The following is a 22,119-nucleotide window of genomic DNA, read 5'->3' as shown; positions in this document are numbered from 1 at the left end:
CCGGGGCTCAACCGGCGACGTATTGGGCGAAGTTGTGCCGGCAGGAGCTGGACTCGCTCCGGCGGAGCCGGTCCCCGGGGGCCGGCTCACCCCACCAGCCGCAGCCGAGTCTGAGCCACCCCCACCTGTACCGTCTGGCCCCACGTCAGTTCCACCGCGTCGGCCTCCATGCCGTCGCCGAAGGCGATGAGGCGGTCGGACTCCGCGGTGAGGGTGAGGCGGGACCCGCTCGTGAGGGTGCCGGCCACCAGGGACGTGCCGGTGGCCGGTGACGGCCAGGCCTCGCGGACGAACCACAGCAGCCGGTCGTCCGAGGGCCCCGGCAGGGGAAGGCGGCCGCCGCGCTCCTGCCACACGGACCGCAGCCACCCGGTCGCCCCCGTCCCCGTCCCCACCAGGACCCCGGACGAGGCCTGGGGCTCGACGACACCCCTGTCGCCGTCGAGCCCCAGCCGGTAGCGGGCCGTCTGATGGCCCGCGGCTCCGAGGTAGATCTCGTTGAGGGCGACCAGCCGCTGGGTGTCGTCGGCCACCGCCTCGACCATGGTCAGATCGTCCGTCCGCCCGCCGCGGCCGGCCGCCGAGGCCAGCAACGCGCCCGCGTCACGTGGCCGATGGCGCACCAGCACCGCCGGATTTCGCCCGGGATCGGTGTCGACACCGACCACGGGCTGCCCCGCCAGGTACTTGGCGACGTTGGCCACCAGCCCGTCCTGGCCGACGACGACCACGACGTCCTCCGGACCGAACAGGAACCGGTCCAGATCGCGTCGCTCCACGCGGGCCTGACGCCAGGTCAGCGGGATCGCGGCGGCGACCTCGGCAAGCGCCTCGCGGGTGCGCCGGTGCCGGTCCGCGACCTCCGTGATGTCACGTCCCCGTGAGGCCAGGAAGAAGGCGGCCTGCCCGTGCGTGCCGTGCCGGGCCACCAACTCCTCGTACTCGGTGGTGCGGTGCACCAGCACGGCCCGGGGTGCCAGACTCACGCCGGTTCCTGCGGGGCGCCGCCGCCGAGCCTGGCCAGCAGACCCGTCAGCACGTCCGGCGACACCGTGACACTGTCGATCCGGGGCAGGTTCTCCGCCAGCCGGGTGCCCGTCAGGGCGTGCAGCGTGGCGATGTCCGCGTCCCCGTGGACCCGGAGCCAGGCGGCCTGGGCCTCGGCCCGCGCCTCGCCGACCTCGCGCGCCGCCCGGGCCTCCGCGCCGGCCAGCCGTACCGTGCGCGCGGCCTCCGCCTCGGCCAGGCGCACCGTGCGGGCCGCCTCCGCCGTGGCCCGCACGGCGTCCGCCGCCGCGTGCTCCTCGGCCTCGCGGCGCGCGTTCGTACCGCGCTGGTCGACCAACTGCTCCTCGCGCCGCGCGAGTTCGATCTGGCTGGCCAGTTCGTTCTCGGCGATCGCCCGCTCCCGCTCGACGGCCACGGCGCGCCGTTCGTACGTCGCCTTGTCCGCGTCCTGCTGGATCTGCTCCCGCGCCGGGGTGCGCAGCGCCCGCTCCACCTCGGGTTCGGGGCGCAGGGCCACGACCCGGACGGCGACCACCTCGATCCCGGTCGCGGGCAGCCGCGGCTCGGCCGCGAGTGCGCCCGCTATCCGCTCGCGCACCGCCGCCACCCCGTCCACCAGGGCCGACGCCAGAGGCGTACGGGCCAGGACGTCCAGCGCGTGCTGCTGGGCCGTCTCGGTCAGCAGGGTCCCCAGCTGTTCGAGCGGCGCACCGCGCCACACGCCCGTGTCGGGGTCGATGGAGAAGTCGAGGCGGGCCGCGGCGAGGCCCGGGTCGCTGATCCGGTAGGTGACGGTCGCCTGCACGGCCACGTCCTGGAAGTCGGACGTACGGGCGTGGAAGGTCATCGCCAACTCGCGGTCGTCGACCGGGACTTCGGAGAGCGCCGCGCTCAGTGCGCGGTACCAGAAGCTGAGCCCCGGCCCGTCGTGCACCAGCCGGCCCGACCGGTGGTGGCGCACATGCGCGGTGGGTGCGCCACGCAGGTGGCGCCAGCCGATGCGCCGGGTGATGTCGGCCATGGAACTATCCCCTCGTCGCCGGGCGGGGTTCCGAACCCCCGCCCGTTGTCGTCATTGAGACGATAACCGTGGGGCCCGCTTATCGTCAAGGGGACGAAATCAAGTGGGTCCGGTTCGCGCGGATGGGCGGGTGAAACGCGTCCGGGTGGTCAGGATGGAGTCATGGGATTCCATGTCGACTCCGAGGCCGGGCGGCTGCGCCGCGTCATCCTGCACCGGCCGGACCTCGAGCTCAAAAGGCTCACGCCCAGCAACAAGGACGCGCTGCTCTTCGACGACGTGCTCTGGGTGCGCCGGGCGCGCGCGGAGCACGACGGCTTCGCGGACGTCCTGCGCGACCGCGGGGTGGCCGTCCACCTCTTCGGCGACCTGCTCACCGAGGCCCTGGAGATCCCGGCGGCCCGCTCGCTCGTCCTCGATCGGGTGTTCGAGGAGAAGGAGTACGGCCCGCTGGCCACCGACCACCTGCGGACCGCCTTCGAGGGCATGTCCGCCCCGGACCTGGCCGCCGCGCTGGTCGGCGGCATGACCAAGCGGGAGTTCCTGGAGGCGCACGCCGAGCCGACCTCCGTGCGTTTCCACGTCATGGACCTCGACGACTTCCTGCTCGGCCCGCTGCCCAACCACCTCTTCACCCGGGACACCTCCGCCTGGATCTACGACGGGGTGTCCATCAACGCCATGCGCTGGCCGGCGCGTCAGCGGGAGACCGTGCACTTCGAGGCGATCTACCGGCACCACCCGCTCTTCCGCGACGAGTCCTTCTCGCTCTGGTCCGAGGGGCAGGCGGACTATCCGTCCACCATCGAGGGCGGCGACGTGCTGGTCATCGGCAACGGCGCGGTCCTCATCGGCATGAGCGAGCGCACGACGCCGCAGGCCGTCGAGATGCTCGCGCACAAGCTGTTCGCGGCCGGCTCGGCCCGCACCATCGTGGCGCTCGACATGCCCAAGCGCCGGGCCTTCATGCACCTGGACACCGTGATGACGATGGTCGACGGCGACATCTTCACGCAGTACGCCGGGCTCGGCATGCTCCGCTCCTACACCATCGAGCCGGGCGCCGGGGACAAGGAGCTGAAGGTCACCGATCATCCGCCGGAGCACATGCACCGCGCGATCGCCGCCGCCCTCGGGCTCAGTGAGATCCGCGTGCTGACCGCCACGCAGGACGTGCACGCCGCCGAGCGCGAGCAGTGGGACGACGGCTGCAACGTCCTCGCGGTCGAGCCGGGCGTCGTCATCGCCTACGAGCGGAACTCGACGACCAACACCCATCTGCGCAAGCAGGGCATCGAGGTGATAGAGATCCCGGGCAGCGAACTCGGCCGGGGGAGGGGCGGCCCCCGCTGCATGAGCTGCCCCGTCGAGCGGGACGCCGTGTAGGACACAGGGCTCCCGGGCGGCCGGACGCGGGGTCCGTATAGAAATGCTGGAGGTCGTATAGAATTCCAGAAGTCCCCGTCATCGTCACCCTGGAGCGCCCCCAATGGCGACAGTCCCGACCGCCCTCGCCGGCCGCCACTTCCTCAAGGAGCTGGACTTCACCGCGGAGGAGTTCCGCGCCCTGGTCCAGCTGGCCGCGGAGCTGAAGGCGGCCAAGAAGGCGGGCACGGAGAAGCGCCACCTGCAAGGGCGCAACATCGCGCTGATCTTCGAGAAGACCTCGACGCGCACCCGGTGCGCGTTCGAGGTCGCCGCCGCGGACCAGGGCGCCTCCACCACGTACCTCGACCCGTCCGGATCGCAGCTGGGCCACAAGGAGTCCGTGAAGGACACCGCCCGCGTGCTCGGCCGGATGTTCGACGCGGTCCAGTACCGGGGCGACAGCCAGGCCGGCGTGGAGGAGTTCGCCGCGTACGCCGGGGTGCCGGTCTACAACGGGCTGACCGACGACTGGCACCCCACCCAGATGCTGGCCGACGTCCTCACCATGACGGAGCACAGCGACAAGCCGCTCGACGGGATCGCCCTCGCCTACCTCGGCGACGCCCGCTTCAACATGGGCAACTCCTACCTGGTCACCGGCGCCCTGCTCGGCATGGACGTGCGGATCGTCGCACCGCGGGCGTACTGGCCCGCCGAGGAGATCGTCACCCGGGCCCGCGAGCTCGCCGAGCACAGCGGCGCCGGGATCACGCTCACCGAGGACGTCGCCGAGGGCGTCCGCGGGGCCGACTTCGTGGCCACCGACGTCTGGGTGTCCATGGGGGAGCCCAAGGACGTGTGGGACGAGCGCATCGCCGCCCTGTCGCCGTACGCCGTGACGATGGACGTGCTGCGCGCCACCGGCAACCCGGACGTCAGGTTCCTGCACTGCCTGCCGGCCTTCCACGACCTGGGCACGAAGGTCGGCCGGGACATTCACGAAGCCCACGGCATGGACTCGCTCGAGGTCACCGACGAGGTCTTCGAGTCGGCGCACTCGGTCGTCTTCGACGAGGCGGAGAACCGGCTGCACACCATCAAGGCGATCCTGGTCGCGACTCTCGCCCGGCCTGACCGCCCCTGACCCGACGACCACACGGCACCGGCTCCCGACCGCACGGCACCGGCTCCCGACCGCACGGCACCGGCTCCCGGCCTGACGTGGCCCGGCCCGGCCTGACGGCCTGGCCCGGCCTGACGGCCTGGCCCGGCCTGACGGCCTGGCCCGGCCTGACGGCCTGGCCCGGCCTGACGGCCTGGCCCGGCCTGACGTGGCCCGGCCCGGGGCGGGCCCGTCCGCGCTCTCCGCGGCCGGTCACGGGCCGCCCCGGTCCGGCCTTGTGTACCGCTCCCGCCGCATCTCGCCGTACGATCCTCGGCGAGATGCGGAACCATCCCTTCCGCAGCCCGTCCTGCGACCGACCCCGTCGCGTCCCCGCTGCACCGAAATGAGCACCACCCGCATGCCCGCTCCACGCACCGAGCCCGCCGCCCGCGGCAAGCGCGCTCCCCGCATCAAGTCCACCGAGCTCCTGGTCGCCGAATCCGGCGCGGACCTCGAGGGTCATGGCCTCAAGCGCACCATGGGCCTCTTCCAGCTCGTCTGCTTCGGCGTCGGCGCGATCGTCGGCACCGGCATCTTCGTCGGCCTGTCCGACTCGGTCGGCCAGGCGGGACCCGCCGTGGTCGTCTCCTTCGTCCTCGCCGCGCTCACCTGCGTCTTCACCGCGTTCTCCTTCGCGGAACTCGGCGGCGCGATCCCCGTCTCCGGATCCTCGTACTCCTTCGCCTACGCCGGACTGGGTGAGGGCACGGCGTTCCTCGTCGGCTGGTGTCTGCTCCTGGAGTACGGCGTCTCCGTGTCGGCCGTCGCCGTCGGCTGGAGCCAGTACGTGAACGAGCTGCTCAGGAGCCTGTTCGGTGTGCAGCTGCCCGACGTGGTGTCCGCGGGGCCCGGCGACGGCGGGGTCGTCAACCTCCCGGCGGTCGTCGTGATCGCGCTGGCCTCGGTCCTGCTGGTCCGCGGCGTGCGGGAGAGTGCCCGGGCGACGGCCGCCATGGCGATCCTGAAGCTGGCCATCCTCGTGCTCTTCTGCGCCATCGGCTTCACCGCCTTCGAGGACGGCAACCTCAGCCCGTTCTCGCCGGCCGGCCTCGGCGGCATCGGCGCGGGCACCACGGCCGCCTTCTTCTCGTACATCGGCTTCGACGCGATCACCACGGCCGGCGAGGAGGCCAGGAACCCGCGCCGCAACATCCCGATCGCCATCCTGATCTGCATCGGTCTGGTCACGCTGCTGTACTGCGCCGTGGCCCTCGCCGCGATCGGCGCCGTCGGCGCGGACCGGGTCGGCGACCGGCCCGCCGCGCTGTCCTACGTCGTCAACGAGGTCACCGGCTCCGCCGTCGGCGGGGGGATCGTCGCCTTCGGAGCGGTCGTCGCGATCGCCTCGGTCGTCCTCGCGGTGATGTACGGACAGACCCGTGTCCTCATGTCCATGTCCCGCGACGGACTCGTCCCGCGCGTCTTCGAGCGGGTCTCCCCGAAGACCTCGACCCCGGTCTCCGGGACGCTCATCGTCGCGGCGGTCTTCGCGGTTCCGGCCGCCTTCGCGTCGCTGGACGCGGTCGTCGACCTCACCACCATCGGCACTCTCGCCGTCATGGCGGTCGTCAACGTCGTGGTGATCGCCCTGCGGCGCCGCGAGCCCGGCCTCGCCCGCACCTTCCGTGTGCCGCTCTACCCCGTCATGCCGGTGCTCGGAGTCGGCTTCTGCCTCTACCTCATGTACGAGACCGGCTGGAGGACCTGGCTTCAGTTCGCCGCGTTCCTCGTGGCCGGACTGCTGGTGTACGTGGGCTACGGTCGCCGCCACTCGCGGCTCGCCGAGGGCGCGACTAGTGGGCGTACCGGCGCTGCGGCGGCACGACGGGAAGCCTGAACCAGACCGCCTTGCCGGACTCGGTGGGCCGGTGGCCGCAGGAGGAGCTGAGGGTGCGGATGAGGAGAAGGCCGCGCCCGTGCTCCTGCCAGGGGTCGGGCGGCCCGGCCTGCCGCGGGATCGTGAGGTCGCCGGGCGGCGCCGGGTCCGGGTCGTGGACCTCGACCTGACAGCCCGACGGCAACAGCTCCACCACCAGCTCTATCGGACCGTCCCCGGCGGCGTGCTCCACGGCGTTGGCGACCAGCTCCGCCGTCAGCAGCTCGGCGGTGTCGCTGTCGGCCGCGTGCTCCAGCTCGGCGAGCGCCGTCCGGACCAGCGCGCGGGCGACCGGCACCGCCGCAGCCGTGTGCGGCAGCGCGATGCGCCAGGAGGCGGGGGCGGAGGGCGGCTCGTGCAAGGCGGATCCGTTCATCAGCAGGCTGTCCTGCTTTCAACACAGGAATGGTACGGCTTCCCGCCCGGAGACGGTCGGCGGGCGGTGGCGTGGGACGTCCGTCCCGCGTACCGGGCCGTGTACCCGGGCGAAGGGCCCGTCGCGCACGGATGCTCCCGCCGTTACCCGGCCATCGACGATCCGTGACTCCGTGACGGTGCCCGTCGGCTCCCCGGCCGCAGGCCGTCAATTCCCGAACGCTCTATCGCGCGGTCGTGACGACAGTCACAGATGGGTGATAGCTTCGTGGAGCGGCCGCACGCAACCGCGGGCGGCCGCCGCCCGGCACCGCCGCCCGCCGCCCTCGTCCGAGGAGGCCGCACGCCATGAGTCCGTTCACGGGTTCCGCCGCCCGCACCCCCGACTGGCAGCACGTGAGGTGCCGGATCGCCGACGGCGTCGCCACCGTCACCCTGGCCCGCCCGGAGAAGCTGAACGCGCTCACCTTCGGCGCCTACGCGGACCTGCGCGACCTGCTCGCCGAGCTGTCCCGCGAGAGGTCGGTGCGCGCCCTGGTGCTGGCCGGGGAGGGCCGCGGGTTCTGCTCCGGCGGCGACGTCGACGAGATCATCGGCGCGACCCTCTCCATGGACACCGCCCGGCTGCTCGACTTCAACCGGATGACCGGGCAGGTCGTGCGCGCGCTGCGGGAGTGCCCGTTCCCGGTGATCGCGGCCGTGCACGGGGTCGCGGCCGGGGCGGGAGCCGTCCTCGCCCTGGCCGCCGACTTCCGGGTCGCCGACCCCTCCGCCCGCTTCGCCTTCCTCTTCACCCGCGTCGGACTGTCCGGCGGCGACATGGGCGCCGCCTATCTGCTGCCCCGGGTGGTCGGGCTCGGGCACGCCACCCGGCTGCTGATGCTCGGCGAACCGGTGCGGGCACCCGAGGCCGAACGAATCGGCCTGATCAGCGAACTCGCCGGGGAGGGCCGCGCCGACGAGGCCGCGCAGCGGCTCGCCAGGCGCCTCGCCGGGGGCCCGGCGCTCGCGTACGCGCAGACCAAGGCGCTGCTCACCGCCGAGCTGGACATGCCGCTCGCCGCCTCGGTGGAACTCGACGCCGCCACCCAGGCACTGCTCATGAAGGGCGAGGACTACGCGGAGTTCCACGCGGCGTTCACCGAGAAGCGGCCGCCCGAGTGGCGGGGGCGGTGACCGTGCGGGACGAACACGGCACCCGAGAGGCACCCGACGGGGGTCGGCGCGGTCTGCGGGTCGCCGTCATCGGGGGCGGGCCCGGCGGTCTGTACGCCGCCGCCCTCCTCAAGCGGCTGCGCCCCGACCGCGAGATCACCGTCTGGGAGCGCAACGCTCCCGACGACACCTTCGGCTTCGGTGTCGTGCTCTCCGACGAGACGCTCGGCGGCATCGAGCACGCCGACCCCGTCGTGTACGAGGCGCTTCGGGCCGAGTTCGTGCGCTGGGACGACATCGACATCGTGCGCCGCGGGGTGCGCCACACCTGCGGCGGCCACGGCTTCGCGGCGCTCGGCAGGCGCCGGCTCCTGGAGATCCTGCACGCACGCTGCCGTGCGCTCGGGGTGGAGCTGCGCTTTGGGACCGAGGCCCCGCCCGCGGCGGAGCTGATGACCACCCACGATCTCGTCGTCGCCGCCGACGGCGTGCACAGCCTCACCCGCCGGACCCACGCCGACGTGTTCGGACCGTCCGTCGAGGAACACCGCTGCCGTTACATCTGGCTCGCCGCCGACTTCGCCTTCGACGCGTTCCGCTTCGAGATCGCCGAGACCGAGCACGGCGTGCTGCAGCTGCACGGCTACCCGTACGCGGCCGGCGCCTCGACCGTCATCGTCGAGATGCGTGAAGAGGTGTGGCGGGCGGCCGGGTTCGCCGGACTGGACGAGCGGGAGTCCGTCGAGCGGTGCGCCAAGATCTTCGCCGGCGCCCTCGGCGGCCGGCCCCTGCGCTCCCACAGGTCCGCCTGGACCACCTTCCGCACCGTCGTCAACGACCGCTGGTCGCACGGCAATCTGGTCCTCCTCGGCGACGCCGCCCACACCGCCCACTTCTCCATCGGCTCCGGTACGAAGCTCGCGGTCGAGGACGCCCTCGCACTGGCCGCCTGTGTCGACGAACAACCGGCGCTCGGCGAGGCCCTGGCCGCGTACGAGGCCGAGCGGCGCCCCGTCGTCGCCTCCACGCAGCGCGCCGCCCGCGCCAGCCTGGATTGGTTCGAGAACCTCGGGCTCCATCTCGGCCGGACCGGCCGCCGGTTCGCGTTCGACCTGCTCACCCGAAGCCGGCGCGTCACGCACGACAACCTGCGGCTGCGGGACCCGCACTTCGTGGCGGCCGCGGAACGCGAGTTCGGCTGTCCGCCGGGCACGCCCCCGATGTTCACGCCGTTCCGGCTGCGCGGACTGAGCCTGCGCAACCGGGTCGTCGTCTCGCCCATGGACATGTACTCGGCGGTGGACGGCGTGCCGGGTGACTTCCACCTCGTCCACCTCGGGGCGCGGGCACTGGGCGGCGCCGGACTGGTCATGACCGAGATGGTGTGCGTCAGCGCCGAGGGCCGCATCACCCCCGGCTGCGCCGGCCTCTACACACCCCGGCAGGCCGAGTCGTGGCGCCGGATCACCGACTTCGTGCACCGCAGGTCACCGGGTACGGCGATCGGTGTCCAGCTCGGCCACTCCGGCCGCAAGGGTTCGACGAAGCTGATGTGGGAGGGCATCGACGAGCCGCTGGAGGACGGCAACTGGCCGCTCGTGGCCGCCTCCCCGATCCCGTACCGGCCGGACGCCCAGCTGCCCCGCGCGCTCGGCCGCCCGCAACTCACGGACGTCCGCGAGCAGTTCGCCGCCGCTGCGCGGCGTGCCGCCCGCTGCGGCTTCGACCTGCTCGAACTGCACTGCGCCCACGGCTATCTGCTCTCCGGGTTCCTCTCGCCCCTCACCAACCACCGGAGTGACGGGTACGGCGGTTCCCTCGCCGGGCGGCTGCGGTTCCCGCTCGAAGTCTTCGACGCCGTACGGGCCGGGTGGCCGCAGGAGCGGCCCATGACGGTGCGGATCTCCGCCACCGACTGGGCCGAGGGCGGCACCAGCGCCGACGAGGCGGTCGCGATCGCCCGTGCCTTCGCCGACCACGGCGCCGACGCGATCGACGTCTCGACCGGGCAGGTCGTCGCGGACGAGCACCCCGACTTCGGGCGCTCCTACCAGACGCCGTTCGCCGACCGCATCCGCAACGAGGCCGGGATCCCGGTGATCGCCGTCGGCGCGATCTCCTCCTGGGACGACGTCAACTCTCTGATCCTGGCCGGGCGCACGGACCTGTGCGCGCTCGGCCGGCCGCACCTCTACGACCCGCACTGGACCCTGCACGCGGCGGCCGAGCAGGGGTACGCCGGGCCGGGCGCCGTCTGGCCGCAGCCGTACCGGGCGGGCAGCCGGCGCCCGCGGACCGGACGGACGGAGGGCCCCAAGCCCCGCCTGAGACTCGGCACCTGAGAGGGGCGGGCACGCCCCCAGGGCCCGGGGCCGTACGAGTCCCCGCGCCGCCGGCGACCGGGGTCGCGCCTCGCGAACCGCCTCACCCCGTCACGGAGATGCCCGCGAACTCGGCCCCGGCGTCCCGCAGCCGCTCGTGCAGCGCCCGGAAGACGGCGTCCGACCGGGCGCCCGGCCAGTCCTTCGGCAGCAGTGCGGCGGGCAGTCCCGGGTCGGCGTACGGCAGATGACGCCAGGAGTCCAGGGCCAGCAGATAGTCGCGGTACGCCTCTTCGGGCGGGGTGTCCGCGCGGCGCTCCCAGCCGTGCAGCACGAGGGCGTGGCGGTCCAGGAACGCCTCGTGCTGCTTGGCGATCGCGGCGAGGTCCCACCAGCGGGCGACGGCTTCCGTGGTCGCCGCGAAGCCCAGGTGCTCACCGCGGAAGAGGTCCACGTACGGGTCCAGCCGCAGCCGTGCCAGGGTGTGCCGAGTCTCCTCGTACAGCCGCGCGGGAGCGATCCACACGCCGGGGGCCGCCGCACCGAAGCCGAGCCCGGCCAGCCGGGAGCGCAGCACGTGCCGCTTCTGCCGCTCCGACTCCGGGACGGAGAACACCGCCAGCACCCAGCCCTCGTCGTGCGGGGCCGCGGACGCGTACACGCGCCGGTCGCCGTCGTCGAGCAACTGCCGGGCGTCGGGCGACAGCGCGTACCCGGCCGCACCGCCCGCCGTGCGCTCCGGCAGGAGCAGCCCCCGCCGCTTGAGCCGCGACACCGACGACCGTACGGAGGGCGCGTCGACGCCGACCGCGGCGAGGAGCCGGATCAGTTCGGCCACCGGCACCGGACCGGGTGCGAAGCGGCCGTAGGCGCCGTAGAAGGTGACGATGAGGGACCGGGGGGCGTGCTGCTCGGACACGTTGATCACTCTAAAGCGTAGATCATTCCTGCTGGCCCTCCCGGGGGCCGCGAGCGCCGTCCCCGGGGACGGACGTGCCGTCGACGGGGACGGACGTGCCGTCGGCGGGCACGGACGTGCTGTCGGCGGGGACGGGGGCGGCGTCCAGGAGGGCCGGCGCGGGGGCGCCGTCCACGACGGCCGCCCGGGGAGCGCCGCCCGGCGGCCGGGCCGCGCCGTCCGGGGCGCCCGGACCGGCGTCGACGGCCGGGCCCCCGGCCGTCGCGCGCAGCCGGAACCGCTGGAGCTTCCCCGTCGCCGTGCGCGGCAACGCGTCCAGGAAGACGATCCGGCGCGGGCACTTGTAGGGCGCCAGCTCGGACTTGAGGAACGCGCGCAGCGCCTCCGCGTCCCGCCGCGCGCCAGGCCGCAGCACCGCGTAGGCCACGGCGACCTGTCCGCGCGCCTCGTCGGGATGCCCCACCACCGCCGTCTCCAGCACGTCGGGGTGGCGCAGCAGCGCCTCCTCGACCTCGGGCCCGGCGATGTTGTACCCGGCCGAGATGATCATGTCGTCGGCGCGGGCGACGTAGCGGAAGTAGCCGTCCGGGTCCCGCACATAGGTGTCGCCGGTGAGGTTCCAGCCGTCGCGCACGTACTCCCGCTGGCGCGGGTCGGCGAGGTAGCGGCAGCCGACCGGCCCCCGCACGGCGAGCAGTCCCGGCCGGCCGTCGGGGACGGGGACGCCCGAGTCGTCCACCACGCGCGCCTCCCAGCCCGGTACGGGAAGCCCCGTCGCGCCGGGCCTGGCGTGCTCGTCGGCGGCGGAGACGAAGATGTGCAGCAGCTCGGTGGCGCCGATGCCGTTGATGATCCGCAGGCCGGTGCGCTCGTGCCAGGCGTGCCAGGTCTCGGCGGGCAGGTTCTCGCCCGCCGAGACGCACCGGCGCAGCGACCCAATGTCGTGGGCGTCCAGGTCGTCCAGCATCGCGCGGTACGCCGTCGGCGCCGTGAAGAGCACCGACACCCGGTGCTCGGCGATGGCGGGCAACAGCTGCCTGGGGCCCGCCTGTTCGAGCAGCAGGGCGCTGGCACCGGCCCGCATGGGGAAGACCACGAGCCCGCCGAGCCCGAACGTGAACCCCAGCGGGGGACTGCCGGTGAAGACGTCGCCCGCGTGCGGCTTCAGTACCTGCGCGGAGAAGGTGTCCGCGATCGCCAGCACATCACGGTGGAAGTGCAGACAGCCCTTGGGCCGCCCGGTCGTGCCGGAGGTGAACGCGATCAGCGCGACGTCGTCCGCGGCGGTGTCGGCCGGGGCGTACGGCTCCGGGGGCGCGCCCGTGATCCGCAGCAGCAGGTCGTCGGGCACGTCCCCGCCGTACGTCGTCACGCGCAGTCCGTCGATCCCCGCGGTGACCAGGTCGTCCACGGAACGGATGTCGCAGAGCGCGTGGGTCGCCCGGGCGATGGCGCACATCGTGCGCAGTTCCCGCGGCCGGTGCCGGGCCAGTACCGTCACGGCGACCGCACCCGCCTTGAGCACCGCCAGCCAGCACGCGGCCAGCCACGGTGTGGCCGGTCCGCGCAGCAGCACGCGGTTGCCCGGTACGACGTCCAGCTCGCGCGTGAGGACATGGGCGATCCGGTCCACACGGTCGAGCAGCTGCCCGTACGTCCACGCTGCGCCGGAGCCGGTGCGGAACACCGGGCGCCCGGCGCCGAACCGTTCCACCGTGCGGTCCAGCAGCTCGACGGCGCAGTTCAGCCGGTCGGGGTAGCGCAGCCCGGGCAGCTCGAAGCGGAGGTCGGGCCACTGGTCCGGGGGAGGGAGGTGGTCGCGAGTGAAGGTGTCCACGTGGGCCGAGAGGGACAGCCGTACGGCGCCGGCCGTGCCCGTGGCGTCCGTCGCGGTCCTGTCCCCGGGCGTCCTGGGTTCCATGGCCGTTCGCCCCCTAGTCGTGGTGGGCTCGCCCCACGAGCGTATCGTGATGGTGACGACAGTCAACGGTCCGCGATACGGTCGTGGGGTCGGGCCCCGGGCCGTTCGCCGCCCGGGGGCGTGCGGCGGAGGGCGGCGTGGTGCGTCCCGGGTGAACCCGCTTGCCCGTACGACTCGTTCGGCGGCCCGTGCCTCACGTACGGGCGCTCGGCAGGGAGGGGACCGGTGGTGACCGTTTTCTCGCTCGATCACGAACAGGCCGCCTGGTGCGCCGAGTTGCGCACCGCGGGCGTGCGGTTGCGGCCCCTGGCGGACCGGACCGAACCGGGCCGCGTCAACCGCCCGCTCGTCGCGGAGCTGGGCCGACTCGGCCTGCTCGCGCGGCTGTTCACCTCGGGCGCACTCGATCTGTGCCTGATGCGCGAGTCCCTGGCGCAGGCCTGCACCGAGGCCGAGACGGCCCTCGCGCTGCAGGGCCTCGGTGCCCACCCGGTGCACGCGTACGGCACGGACGCGCAACGGGACCGCTGGCTGCCGGGCGTGCGGGAGGGCACGGCCGTGGCCGCGTTCGCGCTCAGCGAGCCGGGCGCGGGCTCGGACGCGGCGGCGCTGGCCCTGCGCGCCGACGCGGACGGTCCCGGCCGCTGGCGGCTCACCGGAGAGAAGTGCTGGATCTCCAACGCCCCCGAGGCCGACTTCTACACCGTCTTCGCCCGGACCACCCAGGACGCCGGCGCCCGTGGCGTCACCGCGTTCCTCGTCCCCGCCGACCGCCCCGGACTCACCGGCACCCCGCTCGACCTGCTGTCCCCGCACCCCGTCGGAGCACTCGACTTCGACGGCGTACCCGTGACGGCCGACGACGTCCTCGGCGAGAGCGACCGGGGATTCCGGGTGGCCATGGGCACCCTCAACCTCTTCCGGCCGAGCGTGGGGGCCTTCGCGGTCGGCATGGCCCAGGCGGCCCTGGACGCGACTCTCGCGCACACCTGCCGCCGCGAGGCGTTCGGCGGCACCCTGTGGGACCTGCAGACCGTGGCGCACCAGGTAGCCGAGATGGCCCTGCGCACGGAGGCGGCCCGACTCATGGTCTACGCGGCGGCCGCGGCCTACGACGAAGGTGCGCCGGACGTGCCCCGGCGGGCCGCGATGGCGAAACTGCTGGCCACCGAGACCGCCCAGTACGTGGTCGACGCGGCCGTCCAGCTGCACGGCGCCCGCGCCCTGCACCGCGGCCACCTGCTCGAACACCTCTACCGCGAGGTGCGCGCGCCCCGTATCTACGAGGGGGCGAGCGAGGTCCAACGGGAGGTCATAGCCAAGGAGTTGTACAGGCAACGGCCCTCGGGCACCGCCCGCCGGAGCGAGTGCGAGGAAGGGGACGCGCCGTGACCGCCGAGCGCATCAACCCGCCCGGGCTCTCGCCGCCCACCGGCTTCTCGCACGCGGTCGTCGCCACCGGCGGCCGGGTGGTCTTCCTCGCCGGGCAGACCGCGCTCGACGCCGAAGGGAAGGTGGTGGGCGAGACGCTCACGGAACAGTTCGCGACGGCACTCGCCAATCTGCTCACCGCACTGCGCGCCGCGGGTGGCACCCCCGCCGACCTGGCGCGCGTCACCGTCTACACGACCGATGTCGTGGGCTACCGCGCCCGGGCAGCCGAACTCGGCCGCGTCTGGCACGGTCTGGCGGGCCGTGACTATCCCGCGATGGCCGTCATCGGCGCCGTCCGGCTCTGGGACGAACAGGCCCTGGTCGAACTCGACGGGTTCGCGGTGCTGCCCTAGACCGCGGCTGCCGGGCCGGGGGCCTGGTGTCAGGCGGCGACGGTCAGCTGCTCGACGGAGACGCGGCGGGGTGCGACCACGCTGCCGTCGGGCAGCAGTTCCCCGGTGTCGTCGAAGACGATCGCCCCGTCGCACCTGAGGCTCCACCCCTGCTCGGGGTGGGCGGCGACGATGTGCGGGGCCTCGCGGCCGGGTCGGTCCGAGGACTGGTGGGAACACATGGCGCACCTCCACGTCGGATGCGATCGGTGGGCGGCAGCGTTGCCGCGGCCTCGCATGGGTAGACCATCCTCCCGTGACGAAACCGGCGGAACAGCCGGCCGTGAAGCGTGACAACACGCGGACAACACGGGTACGCCGCGAAGACGGCCGCGGCGCATCCGGCACCGGGGGAGGCGCGTGGGGCACAGGGGAGATGCCGCTCCTGGCCGGGGAGAGGGGCGTTTCGCCGGGTCGGGGAGACGGTCCCGTCGCCGGGGGACGGGCGTCGGCACATGGGAGGCGAGGTGCGTCGGTCCTCGTCTCCGCCGCATGGGCAAGCGGTCCCGACGGCGAGGAGAGGCGCGCTCGCTTCCGGGAGGAACGGTCGCCCCGCCCAGGGGCGCACGGGCACAGGTCGCGGAGGCGGCCCACCGTAGGGCCCGCCACCGATGGGGTGACAGTCGCGGCGCGGGGCGGCGGCGGACCGGTACAGGTGGAAGACCCCTTGGAGGCCCCTTCGCGGGCCCCCTACTCCAGGAGGTACTCCATGTCCTTCCGTCAGGCCGTCGGCACGGCCACCGGTGCCGCGCTGCTCCTGTTCCTCGTCCCCACCGCGCACGCCCTCGACGAACCGCTCGTCCCGAGCACCCCGGTCACGTCGGCGGACTCAGCCGCTCCGACGGCTCCCACCGCCTCGGCCGACTCGGTCACCGTGGAGGCGGCGGGCCGGCTCGGCTCCGACGGCACCGTGACCCTGTCCGGCACCTACCGCTGCTCGGTGACGACCGGCCCGGTCTTCGTGAGCTCGACCCTGGTGCAGGGCGACAGCAACGTCAGGCACGGCATCGGCGGCACCCGCGCGGTCTGTGACGGCGCGGAACACCGCTGGGCGAACGCGTCCCGCCCCGCGTCGGCCACACTCGAGGCGGGCGACGCGCACGTCGAGGCCACGCTGATGGAACTGCGGCCCGGCTTCAACGGCCTCCCGCTGCCGCACATCCACGCGGTCGTCCGGCAGCAGATCATGCTCGCCCAGGGCTGAGGACCGGGCGGGTCCGCCGGCGTCGGGCCCACCGCTCCGGCGTGCCGGTGCGGGAGGGGAGCGGCACCGCCGGGGCGACGCGGAGGACGGCCACGTACCGGGAGAGCCGTACCGTCCTGACCCGGACGTCTCGTTCGGATGGTCCAGGCTCGCGTCCTTCCGTGGCCCCTTCCGCCGGGCCGTGGCGTGGGCGGCAGCACGCAGCGGCGCCGTACCGCTGCCGCCCCGCCCCTCAGATGTCGCGGAAGATCTCGATCTGCGCGCCGATCGTGTTGAGCCGCTCGGCGAGGTCCTCGTAACCGCGGTTGATGACGTACACGTTCCGCAGGACGGACGTGCCCTCGGCCGCCATCATGGCGAGGAGCACGACCACGGCGGGCCGCAGCGCCGGCGGGCACATCATCTCGGCGGCGCGCCAGCGGGTCGGGCCCTCGACCAGGACGCGGTGCGGGTCCAGCAACTGGAGCCGCCCGCCGAGGCGGTTGAGGTCCGTGAGGTAGATCGCCCGGTTGTCGTAGACCCAGTCGTGGATCAGCGTCTTGCCCTGCGCGGACGCCGCGATGGCCGCGAAGAACGGCACGTTGTCGATGTTCAGGCCGGGGAACGGCATCGGGTGGATCTTGTCGATCGGCGCCTCCAGCTTGGAGGGCCGCACCGTCAGGTCCACAAGGCGCGTACGCCCGTTGTCGGCGAAGTACTCGGCCGTGCGGTCGTGGTCGAGTCCCATCTCCTCCAGGACCGCGAGCTCGATCTCCAGGAACTCGATCGGCACCCGGCACACCTTCAGCTCGGACTCCGTGACCACGGCGGCGGCGAGCAGGCTCATCGCCTCGACCGGGTCCTCGGAGGGCGAGTAGTCGACGTCGACGTCGATGTTCGGCACGCCGTGCACGGTGAGCGTCGTCGTGCCGATGCCCTCGACCCGCACACCCAGGGCCTCCAGGAAGAAGCACAGGTCCTGGACCATGTAGTTCGACGAGGCGTTGCGGATGACCGTCACGCCGTCGTGGCGGGCGGCGGCCAGCAGCGCGTTCTCGGTCACGGTGTCGCCGCGCTCGGTCAGCACGATCGGCCGGCCGGGGGAGACCGACCGGTCGACCTGCGCGTGGTAGAGCCCCTCGGTGGCCGCGATGTCCAGACCGAACCGGCGCAGCGCGATCATGTGCGGCTCGATCGTGCGCGTACCGAGGTCGCAGCCGCCCGCGTACGGCAGCTTGAAGTTGTCCAGGCGGTGGAGCAGCGGGCCGAGGAACATGATGATCGAGCGGGTGCGGCGGGCCGCGTCCGCGTCGATGGTGTCCATGTCGAGGTCGGCCGATGGCACGATCTCCAGGTCCACGCCGTCGTTGATCCACCGGGTGCGTACGCCGATGGAGCCCAGCACCTCCAGAAGGCGGTACACCTCCTCGATGCGGGCGACCCGGCGCAGTACGGTGCGGCCCTTGTTGAGCAGCGTGGCGCACAGCAGCGCCACGCAGGCGTTCTTGCTGGTCTTGACGTCGATGGAGCCGGACAGGCGACGGCCGCCGACCACCCGCAGATGCATCGGACCCGCGTACCCCAGCGAGACGATCTCGCTGTCCAGCGCCTCACCGATTCGGGCGATCATCTCAAGGCTGATGTTTTGATTGCCGCGCTCGATGCGGTTGACGGCACTCTGGCTGGTGCCGAGCGCCTCGGCGAGCTGCGACTGTGTCCAGCCCCGGTGCTGCCGGGCGTCACGGATGAGCTTGCCGATGCGTACGAGGTAGTCGTCTGCCATGATGCCGAGGTTATCTCAGATATGAGATGGTGCCTCCCGGGGGGTCCCTTCAGGTGACGCACTCTCAGTCGTGGACCCCCCGGCGGGGTGACGTGCCGTCGGCCCGGACCTACCGCCGCTTGGAGGTACGGGTGCGCCGCCAGCCGAACGGGCCCGGGAGGTCCATCGACGTCGTGCGCCGGCCGGTGCTGCTGTGCGTCTGGCGCGGCCCGTTCGCGCCGCCCGTGGTGATGGACCAGGAGTGACGGTTGATGTTCAGGCGGACGCCGGGGAGGATGCGGAAGCTCTTGCGGAAAGTGATAGCCATGCCGTACGGCTACCCGCGCCTCCCGCGATAATTCGACGTGAATGGCCGCACTCCGGGGTTGAGTTGGCCACCGTGCCCGCCAACTCCGAGACCTCGCACGGGATCTGTCCGCCCCGAGCGCTGAGGGTCCGGTCCTTCCGCTCTTGACGACGGCAAGAGCGAGACGGTTACGGTAGGCGGATTCGTGGCCGCGAGAACCAGACGGGGGCGGCCGTTGAACCGGTGGGGACTCATGTCGTTCGACGAGGAATGGGCCGAACTACGGGACGCGGCAGCGGCACGCCACGGCGCCGTGCAGCTCAACAGCCTTCCAGCGGAGGGCGGCGGGGGTGGCGGAACGGCCGATCTGGTGGCCCACCGGGATGAACTGGGGCGTATCGGAAATGACGCGTACGAGCTGCGCACCCGGCTCTCCAAGGACGGCGACCAGGCCCGGCCCGCCACCTTCGACGCGGCCATCGCGCTGACCAACGGCGAGTTCGTCAGCGGTGCCGCCCTGCTCAAGGTGCACGACCGCTGGAACACCCACGTGAAGACGCTGCTCGACGCCTGCGCGCAGATCTCGAACCACCTGGACTACACCAAGGCCCAGCACGCCAAGGACGACGTGAAGATCCAGGGCGACCTGACCTCCATATCCAAGCTCTCCGAATATCTGCAGTAGGGGCCCGGGGAATTCCGACATGCTCAAGTACGAGGACATCATCGACGCGCCGGTGGGGAAGCTGAAGACCGCCGTCGACGACTGGACCGAGATGGCGGGCAACCTGGACCGGCTGGCGGGTCAGGCCGAGGACGGGATGCTGGCCCGGGCGAACAAGGCCGACTGGGAGGGCGTCAACGCGGGTGTCGGCAAGGCGTTCATCGGCAAGACCGCCAAGGAGTTCAGGGACGCCGCCGCCGAGGCCAAGGGCGTGAAGCTGATCCTGGAGGAAGGTCACGCGGCCATCAAGAAGGCCAGGGACGAGCTGATCGACATCCGCGACCACCAGGGGCCGGCGGCCGGCATCCGCGTGGACGGCGGGGGCAAGGTCAGCGCACTGCACCCGATGGAGGACGTGCCGCCCGCCCTGCGCCACCACGACCCGGACTACCCCGAGCTGGTGCGGCAGGAGAAGGCGAACATCGCCTCCTGGCAGCGCAGGATCGACGCCGTCGTGGAGAACTGCAACGACACCGACGTGTCCTTCAGGAACTCACTGGAGGCCAACGTCACCGACCGCAAGGACTTCAGCGCTCCGAAGTACACGAAGATGGACCAGGAGGAGGCTGCCCGCGCCGCCGACCTGGCCGCCAAGGGCCGCGACATCACCCACACCGAACTCCAGGCCCTCAACGAACTCCTGAAGGACAACGGGAAGTCACCGGAGTTCGCCAGGAACTTCTACGAGAAGCTCGGCCCCGAGAAGTCCCTCGCGTTCTTCGGTCAGCTCTCCACCGACACGTACGAGTACGGAAAGGTCGACAAGGAGCGTCTCAAGGACGTCCAGGAACTCCAGCGCAATCTGGGACTGAACCTCGCGACCGCTTCCCACGACAAGGAGTTCAGCGACAAGTGGGGCCCGGAACTGCGCAAGCTGGGTACGGAGCGCATCCCCCTGGCCAAGAACGACTACGGCGGGCCCTACGGGTACCAGCTCCTCGGCGGCATCATGCGGTACGGGAACTACGACAAGCAGTTCCTCAACCCGATCGCCGAGCACGTGGCGCAGCTCCACCAGAAGGACCCGTACCTGTTCGCCGGCAACAAGGTGGTGAACAGCCCGTTCAAGAACCCGTTCAACCCCTCCGGAGTCAACGGCGCGGGCTACGACCCGACGACCGCCATGCTGGAAGCCCTCGGCAACAGCCCGGACGCGGCCAAGCACTTCTTCGCCGACCCGCCGACCGCGTACAACGAGGACGGCACGGTCAACCGCGGCGCGACCGCTGACCTCGGCAAGGCCGACGGGCAGCCGGTCGACAACTACCTCGACTTCTTCGGCACGGACAAGTGGGAGAGCTTCGGCGACGTCAACTCGCTGGAGCAGAAGGAGCTGGAGGGCTCCCTGAACCACATGCCCGACGCCCTGGGCAAGGCACTGGAGGCCGCGACCCTCGGCTACCCCGCGGGACACCCCGACGGCGGGGTCGTGAGGGACGCCGACAACGCCGCGGTCATGCAGCAGGTCATGGAGAAGTACGGGTCGGACGCGGGCCTGCTCAAGACGCAGGAAGCCCTCTCCGACAGTCTCGGCACGATGGGCGCCGGATACATCGACGACATCAACTGGGCCCTCGACAAGAACGACCCGAACAGCCCCTTCGCGCCGGGCAGGAACCCCGAGGGCCACCTCGACTTCTCGGACACAGCCGACGGCAACGGACGCAGCGTCGCCCGCGGCTTCCTCAGCTCTCTCGGCCAGCACCCCGACGCCTACGCCACGGTCTCGGCCGCCGAGCAGGTCTACACCCGCAGTGTCCTGGAGGGCACCGTCGGCCCCGGCGGCAAGATCGACGAGGGCATGGCCAGGTCGACCGTGCACGTCGGCGCCGAGGTGCAGGGCATGCTCGACCAGTCCCGCGCGGACCAGGTCGAGGCCACCAACCTCAAGACCCACGAGGACTACGAGAAGGCGGTCGCCAAGCGGGCCGGCTGGATCGAGTTCGGGGCGACCGCCGGTGTGGCCGCGGGCGTGGCCTTCCTGCCCGCGACCGCGGCGGTGGGTACGGCCGCGATCCTCATTCCCCTCGCGACGGACACCGCGAGCGGCGCCCTTGAGCAGGGCATCGGGCAGATGGTCGGCGACATTTCCGACAACTCGGTCGATAAGCACAAGGAGAAGATCGAGGAGCTCACGGCGCAGGAGCGGAGGAAGATCTACTCCTCGGGTGAGAGCTTGGCCGAGTCCCCGATGGAGGAGTTCATGCGGAGCCGGGGCGTGATGTCCGACAGCCCCTTCGGCCAGGACCTCAAGGAGTCCATGCGGGTCGGCTACGGCGCCGGCAACGACCGCGAGAACCAGCAGGGCAACGACCCGGAAACGGGCTGAGCCCGCCCCCTCGAGCCCGCTCCCGACCGCCCCTCGGGCACCGCTTCCCCCACTCCCCGGCATCGCTCACGTGGAACGTAGAAGGACTCTGATGATGACGACCCGCACCACCACACACGGGGTCCGCTGCGCGCTCGTGACCGGTTTCCTGGTGCTCGCCGTCGCGGGCTGCGACTCCGGCGACGGCGGGACCGCGGCGCCGACGCCCGGCTTCGTCGCGGACGCGGAAGAACTCTGCGGCGGCTCGGCCGTGTCGAAGGAGGCCGGCAAGGCCCTGGAGGTGATCACCGGCTCCGACCGGTTCGAACCCTCGGACAAGAAGGCCACGGTCGCGGCCGCCGCCGCGGAGCTGTCCGGCACGATCGGCTCCACGGCCAGGGCGAACGGCGACATCTGCCGGATCTACCCGCCGTACGACTCCCCTGTCGGGGAGCTGCGCCTCACCTGGGAGACGTGGGACACCGCCCCGAAGGGGCCCTCCGCGTCGAAGTTCACCCTGTTCCCGATGGGTGAGCGGGCGGGCGGCGCGACCGACGGCGCCTTCGTCTCCTTCGCCTGCCGCGCCGAGGACGAGTCCCCCTCCGAAGCCGACCACATCACCGTCGAAGTCGAGAACCCGGACGTGCTCCACGAGCCCGAGGGCGACCCCCGGAAGCTGAAGCGCGCCTACGCGACCGTCGCCCACTCCTTCTCCCTCGCGATGGCGAAGGAGCTGCGCTGCGCCGACGAAGGCGGGCTGAGGGCCGTCCCGTCGCTGTAGCGCTGGTGCACCTGTGCGCCCCGTATGACGATGAGGGGGCATGACAGGGGTACGTGCTTGGTCGCGCGCAGGGGTCATGTACTAGAGTTATCTCGACAT

General features: G+C 72.3%; 19 protein-coding genes. 11 read left to right on the top strand and 8 right to left on the bottom strand.

The window, feature by feature from the left end:
- Positions 1–86 precede the first annotated feature (86 nt).
- Positions 87–986, bottom strand: a complete 900-nt coding sequence (locus tag AC0ZLC_RS01790; protein WP_476750043.1) for a hypothetical protein — start codon at positions 984–986, stop codon at positions 87–89.
- Positions 983–2,029: an SPFH domain-containing protein gene (locus AC0ZLC_RS01785; RefSeq protein ID WP_476750042.1), complete on the bottom strand. Its 1,047-nt coding sequence runs from the start codon at positions 2,027–2,029 to the stop codon at positions 983–985. Before AC0ZLC_RS01785 ends, AC0ZLC_RS01790 begins: the two co-directional genes overlap by 4 nt.
- A gap of 162 nt (positions 2,030–2,191) precedes the next feature.
- On the opposite strand from AC0ZLC_RS01785, the gene AC0ZLC_RS01780 reads away from it, so the two are divergent.
- The 3 genes from AC0ZLC_RS01780 to AC0ZLC_RS01770 all read left to right on the top strand — a co-directional run bounded on the left by AC0ZLC_RS01780 (position 2,192) and on the right by AC0ZLC_RS01770 (position 6,399).
- Positions 2,192–3,415, top strand: a complete 1,224-nt coding sequence (locus tag AC0ZLC_RS01780) for an arginine deiminase (RefSeq protein ID WP_476750041.1) — start codon at positions 2,192–2,194, stop codon at positions 3,413–3,415.
- A 103-nt stretch (positions 3,416–3,518) separates the two neighbouring features.
- Positions 3,519–4,541: an ornithine carbamoyltransferase gene (gene argF, locus AC0ZLC_RS01775; protein ID WP_476750040.1), complete on the top strand. Its 1,023-nt coding sequence runs from the start codon at positions 3,519–3,521 to the stop codon at positions 4,539–4,541.
- 379 nt (positions 4,542–4,920) lie between these two features.
- Complete coding sequence (locus AC0ZLC_RS01770) at positions 4,921–6,399, top strand: amino acid permease (protein ID WP_476750039.1); 1,479 nt, start codon at positions 4,921–4,923, stop codon at positions 6,397–6,399.
- Here the strand turns inward: AC0ZLC_RS01770 and AC0ZLC_RS01765 are convergent.
- Positions 6,356–6,814, bottom strand: a complete 459-nt coding sequence (locus AC0ZLC_RS01765; protein WP_476750038.1) for an ATP-binding protein — start codon at positions 6,812–6,814, stop codon at positions 6,356–6,358. The two genes, AC0ZLC_RS01770 and AC0ZLC_RS01765, sit on opposite strands and share 44 nt — an antisense overlap.
- 347 nt (positions 6,815–7,161) lie before the next feature.
- Here AC0ZLC_RS01765 and AC0ZLC_RS01760 point away from each other — a divergent pair, with 347 nt between their 5' ends.
- Positions 7,162–7,989, top strand: coding sequence for an enoyl-CoA hydratase family protein (locus AC0ZLC_RS01760; RefSeq protein WP_476750037.1), 828 nt, complete (start codon positions 7,162–7,164; stop codon positions 7,987–7,989).
- 2 nt (positions 7,990–7,991) lie between these two features.
- Positions 7,992–10,310 carry a bifunctional salicylyl-CoA 5-hydroxylase/oxidoreductase gene (locus AC0ZLC_RS01755; protein WP_476750036.1) on the top strand — a complete coding sequence of 773 codons (2,319 nt, stop codon included), beginning with the start codon at positions 7,992–7,994 and terminating at the stop codon, positions 10,308–10,310.
- Positions 10,311–10,392: 82 nt separating this feature from the next.
- Here AC0ZLC_RS01755 and AC0ZLC_RS01750 read toward each other — a convergent pair whose 3' ends face one another.
- Positions 10,393–11,217 (bottom strand): PaaX family transcriptional regulator, encoded by an 825-nt coding sequence (locus AC0ZLC_RS01750; protein ID WP_476750035.1) that lies wholly within the window; start codon positions 11,215–11,217, stop codon positions 10,393–10,395.
- Positions 11,218–11,230: 13 nt separating this feature from the next.
- The gene (locus tag AC0ZLC_RS01745) at positions 11,231–13,063 is read right to left on the bottom strand and encodes an AMP-binding protein (protein WP_476750218.1); all 1,833 of its coding nucleotides are present in this window, start codon (positions 13,061–13,063) and stop codon (positions 11,231–11,233) included.
- Between the two features lie 294 nt (positions 13,064–13,357).
- On the opposite strand from AC0ZLC_RS01745, the gene AC0ZLC_RS01740 reads away from it, so the two are divergent.
- Together AC0ZLC_RS01740 and AC0ZLC_RS01735 are read left to right on the top strand one after the other, a co-directional pair.
- On the top strand, positions 13,358–14,521 hold the full coding sequence (locus tag AC0ZLC_RS01740; protein WP_476750034.1) for an acyl-CoA dehydrogenase family protein: 1,164 nt from the start codon (positions 13,358–13,360) through the stop codon (positions 14,519–14,521).
- Complete coding sequence (locus tag AC0ZLC_RS01735; protein WP_476750033.1) at positions 14,518–14,916, top strand: RidA family protein; 399 nt, start codon at positions 14,518–14,520, stop codon at positions 14,914–14,916. Before AC0ZLC_RS01740 ends, AC0ZLC_RS01735 begins: the two co-directional genes overlap by 4 nt.
- Before the next feature lie 29 nt (positions 14,917–14,945).
- Here the strand turns inward: AC0ZLC_RS01735 and AC0ZLC_RS01730 are convergent, their stop codons facing one another.
- Entirely contained in the window at positions 14,946–15,137 is a 192-nt protein-coding gene (locus tag AC0ZLC_RS01730; RefSeq protein WP_476750032.1) for a DUF5999 family protein, read from the bottom strand.
- A gap of 527 nt (positions 15,138–15,664) precedes the next feature.
- On the opposite strand from AC0ZLC_RS01730, the gene AC0ZLC_RS01725 reads away from it, so the two are divergent.
- On the top strand, positions 15,665–16,159 hold the full coding sequence (locus AC0ZLC_RS01725; protein WP_476750031.1) for a DUF6299 family protein: 495 nt from the start codon (positions 15,665–15,667) through the stop codon (positions 16,157–16,159).
- 232 nt (positions 16,160–16,391) lie between these two features.
- Here the strand turns inward: AC0ZLC_RS01725 and AC0ZLC_RS01720 are convergent, their stop codons facing one another.
- Positions 16,392–17,921: a helix-turn-helix domain-containing protein gene (locus tag AC0ZLC_RS01720; RefSeq protein WP_476750030.1), complete on the bottom strand. Its 1,530-nt coding sequence runs from the start codon at positions 17,919–17,921 to the stop codon at positions 16,392–16,394.
- Positions 17,922–18,030: 109 nt separating this feature from the next.
- The gene (locus AC0ZLC_RS01715; RefSeq protein ID WP_476750029.1) at positions 18,031–18,228 is read right to left on the bottom strand and encodes a DUF4236 domain-containing protein; all 198 of its coding nucleotides are present in this window, start codon (positions 18,226–18,228) and stop codon (positions 18,031–18,033) included.
- Between the two features lie 232 nt (positions 18,229–18,460).
- Between AC0ZLC_RS01715 and AC0ZLC_RS01710 the strand changes: the two genes are divergently transcribed.
- The 3 genes from AC0ZLC_RS01710 (at position 18,461) to AC0ZLC_RS01700 (ending at position 22,020) form a co-directional block, all read left to right on the top strand.
- A complete protein-coding gene (locus tag AC0ZLC_RS01710) occupies positions 18,461–18,892 on the top strand; it encodes a hypothetical protein (RefSeq protein WP_476750028.1) in 432 nt (143 codons plus the stop codon).
- Positions 18,893–18,911: 19 nt separating this feature from the next.
- Positions 18,912–21,260, top strand: coding sequence for a hypothetical protein (locus AC0ZLC_RS01705; protein ID WP_476750027.1), 2,349 nt, complete (start codon positions 18,912–18,914; stop codon positions 21,258–21,260).
- 91 nt (positions 21,261–21,351) lie between these two features.
- A complete protein-coding gene (locus AC0ZLC_RS01700) occupies positions 21,352–22,020 on the top strand; it encodes a hypothetical protein (protein WP_476750026.1) in 669 nt (222 codons plus the stop codon).
- The last annotated feature ends 99 nt before the right edge of the window (positions 22,021–22,119 follow it).

Source organism: Streptomyces sp. GLSS-08 (assembly GCF_056387915.1).
This window is presented reverse-complemented; position numbering and strand designations above follow the sequence as displayed.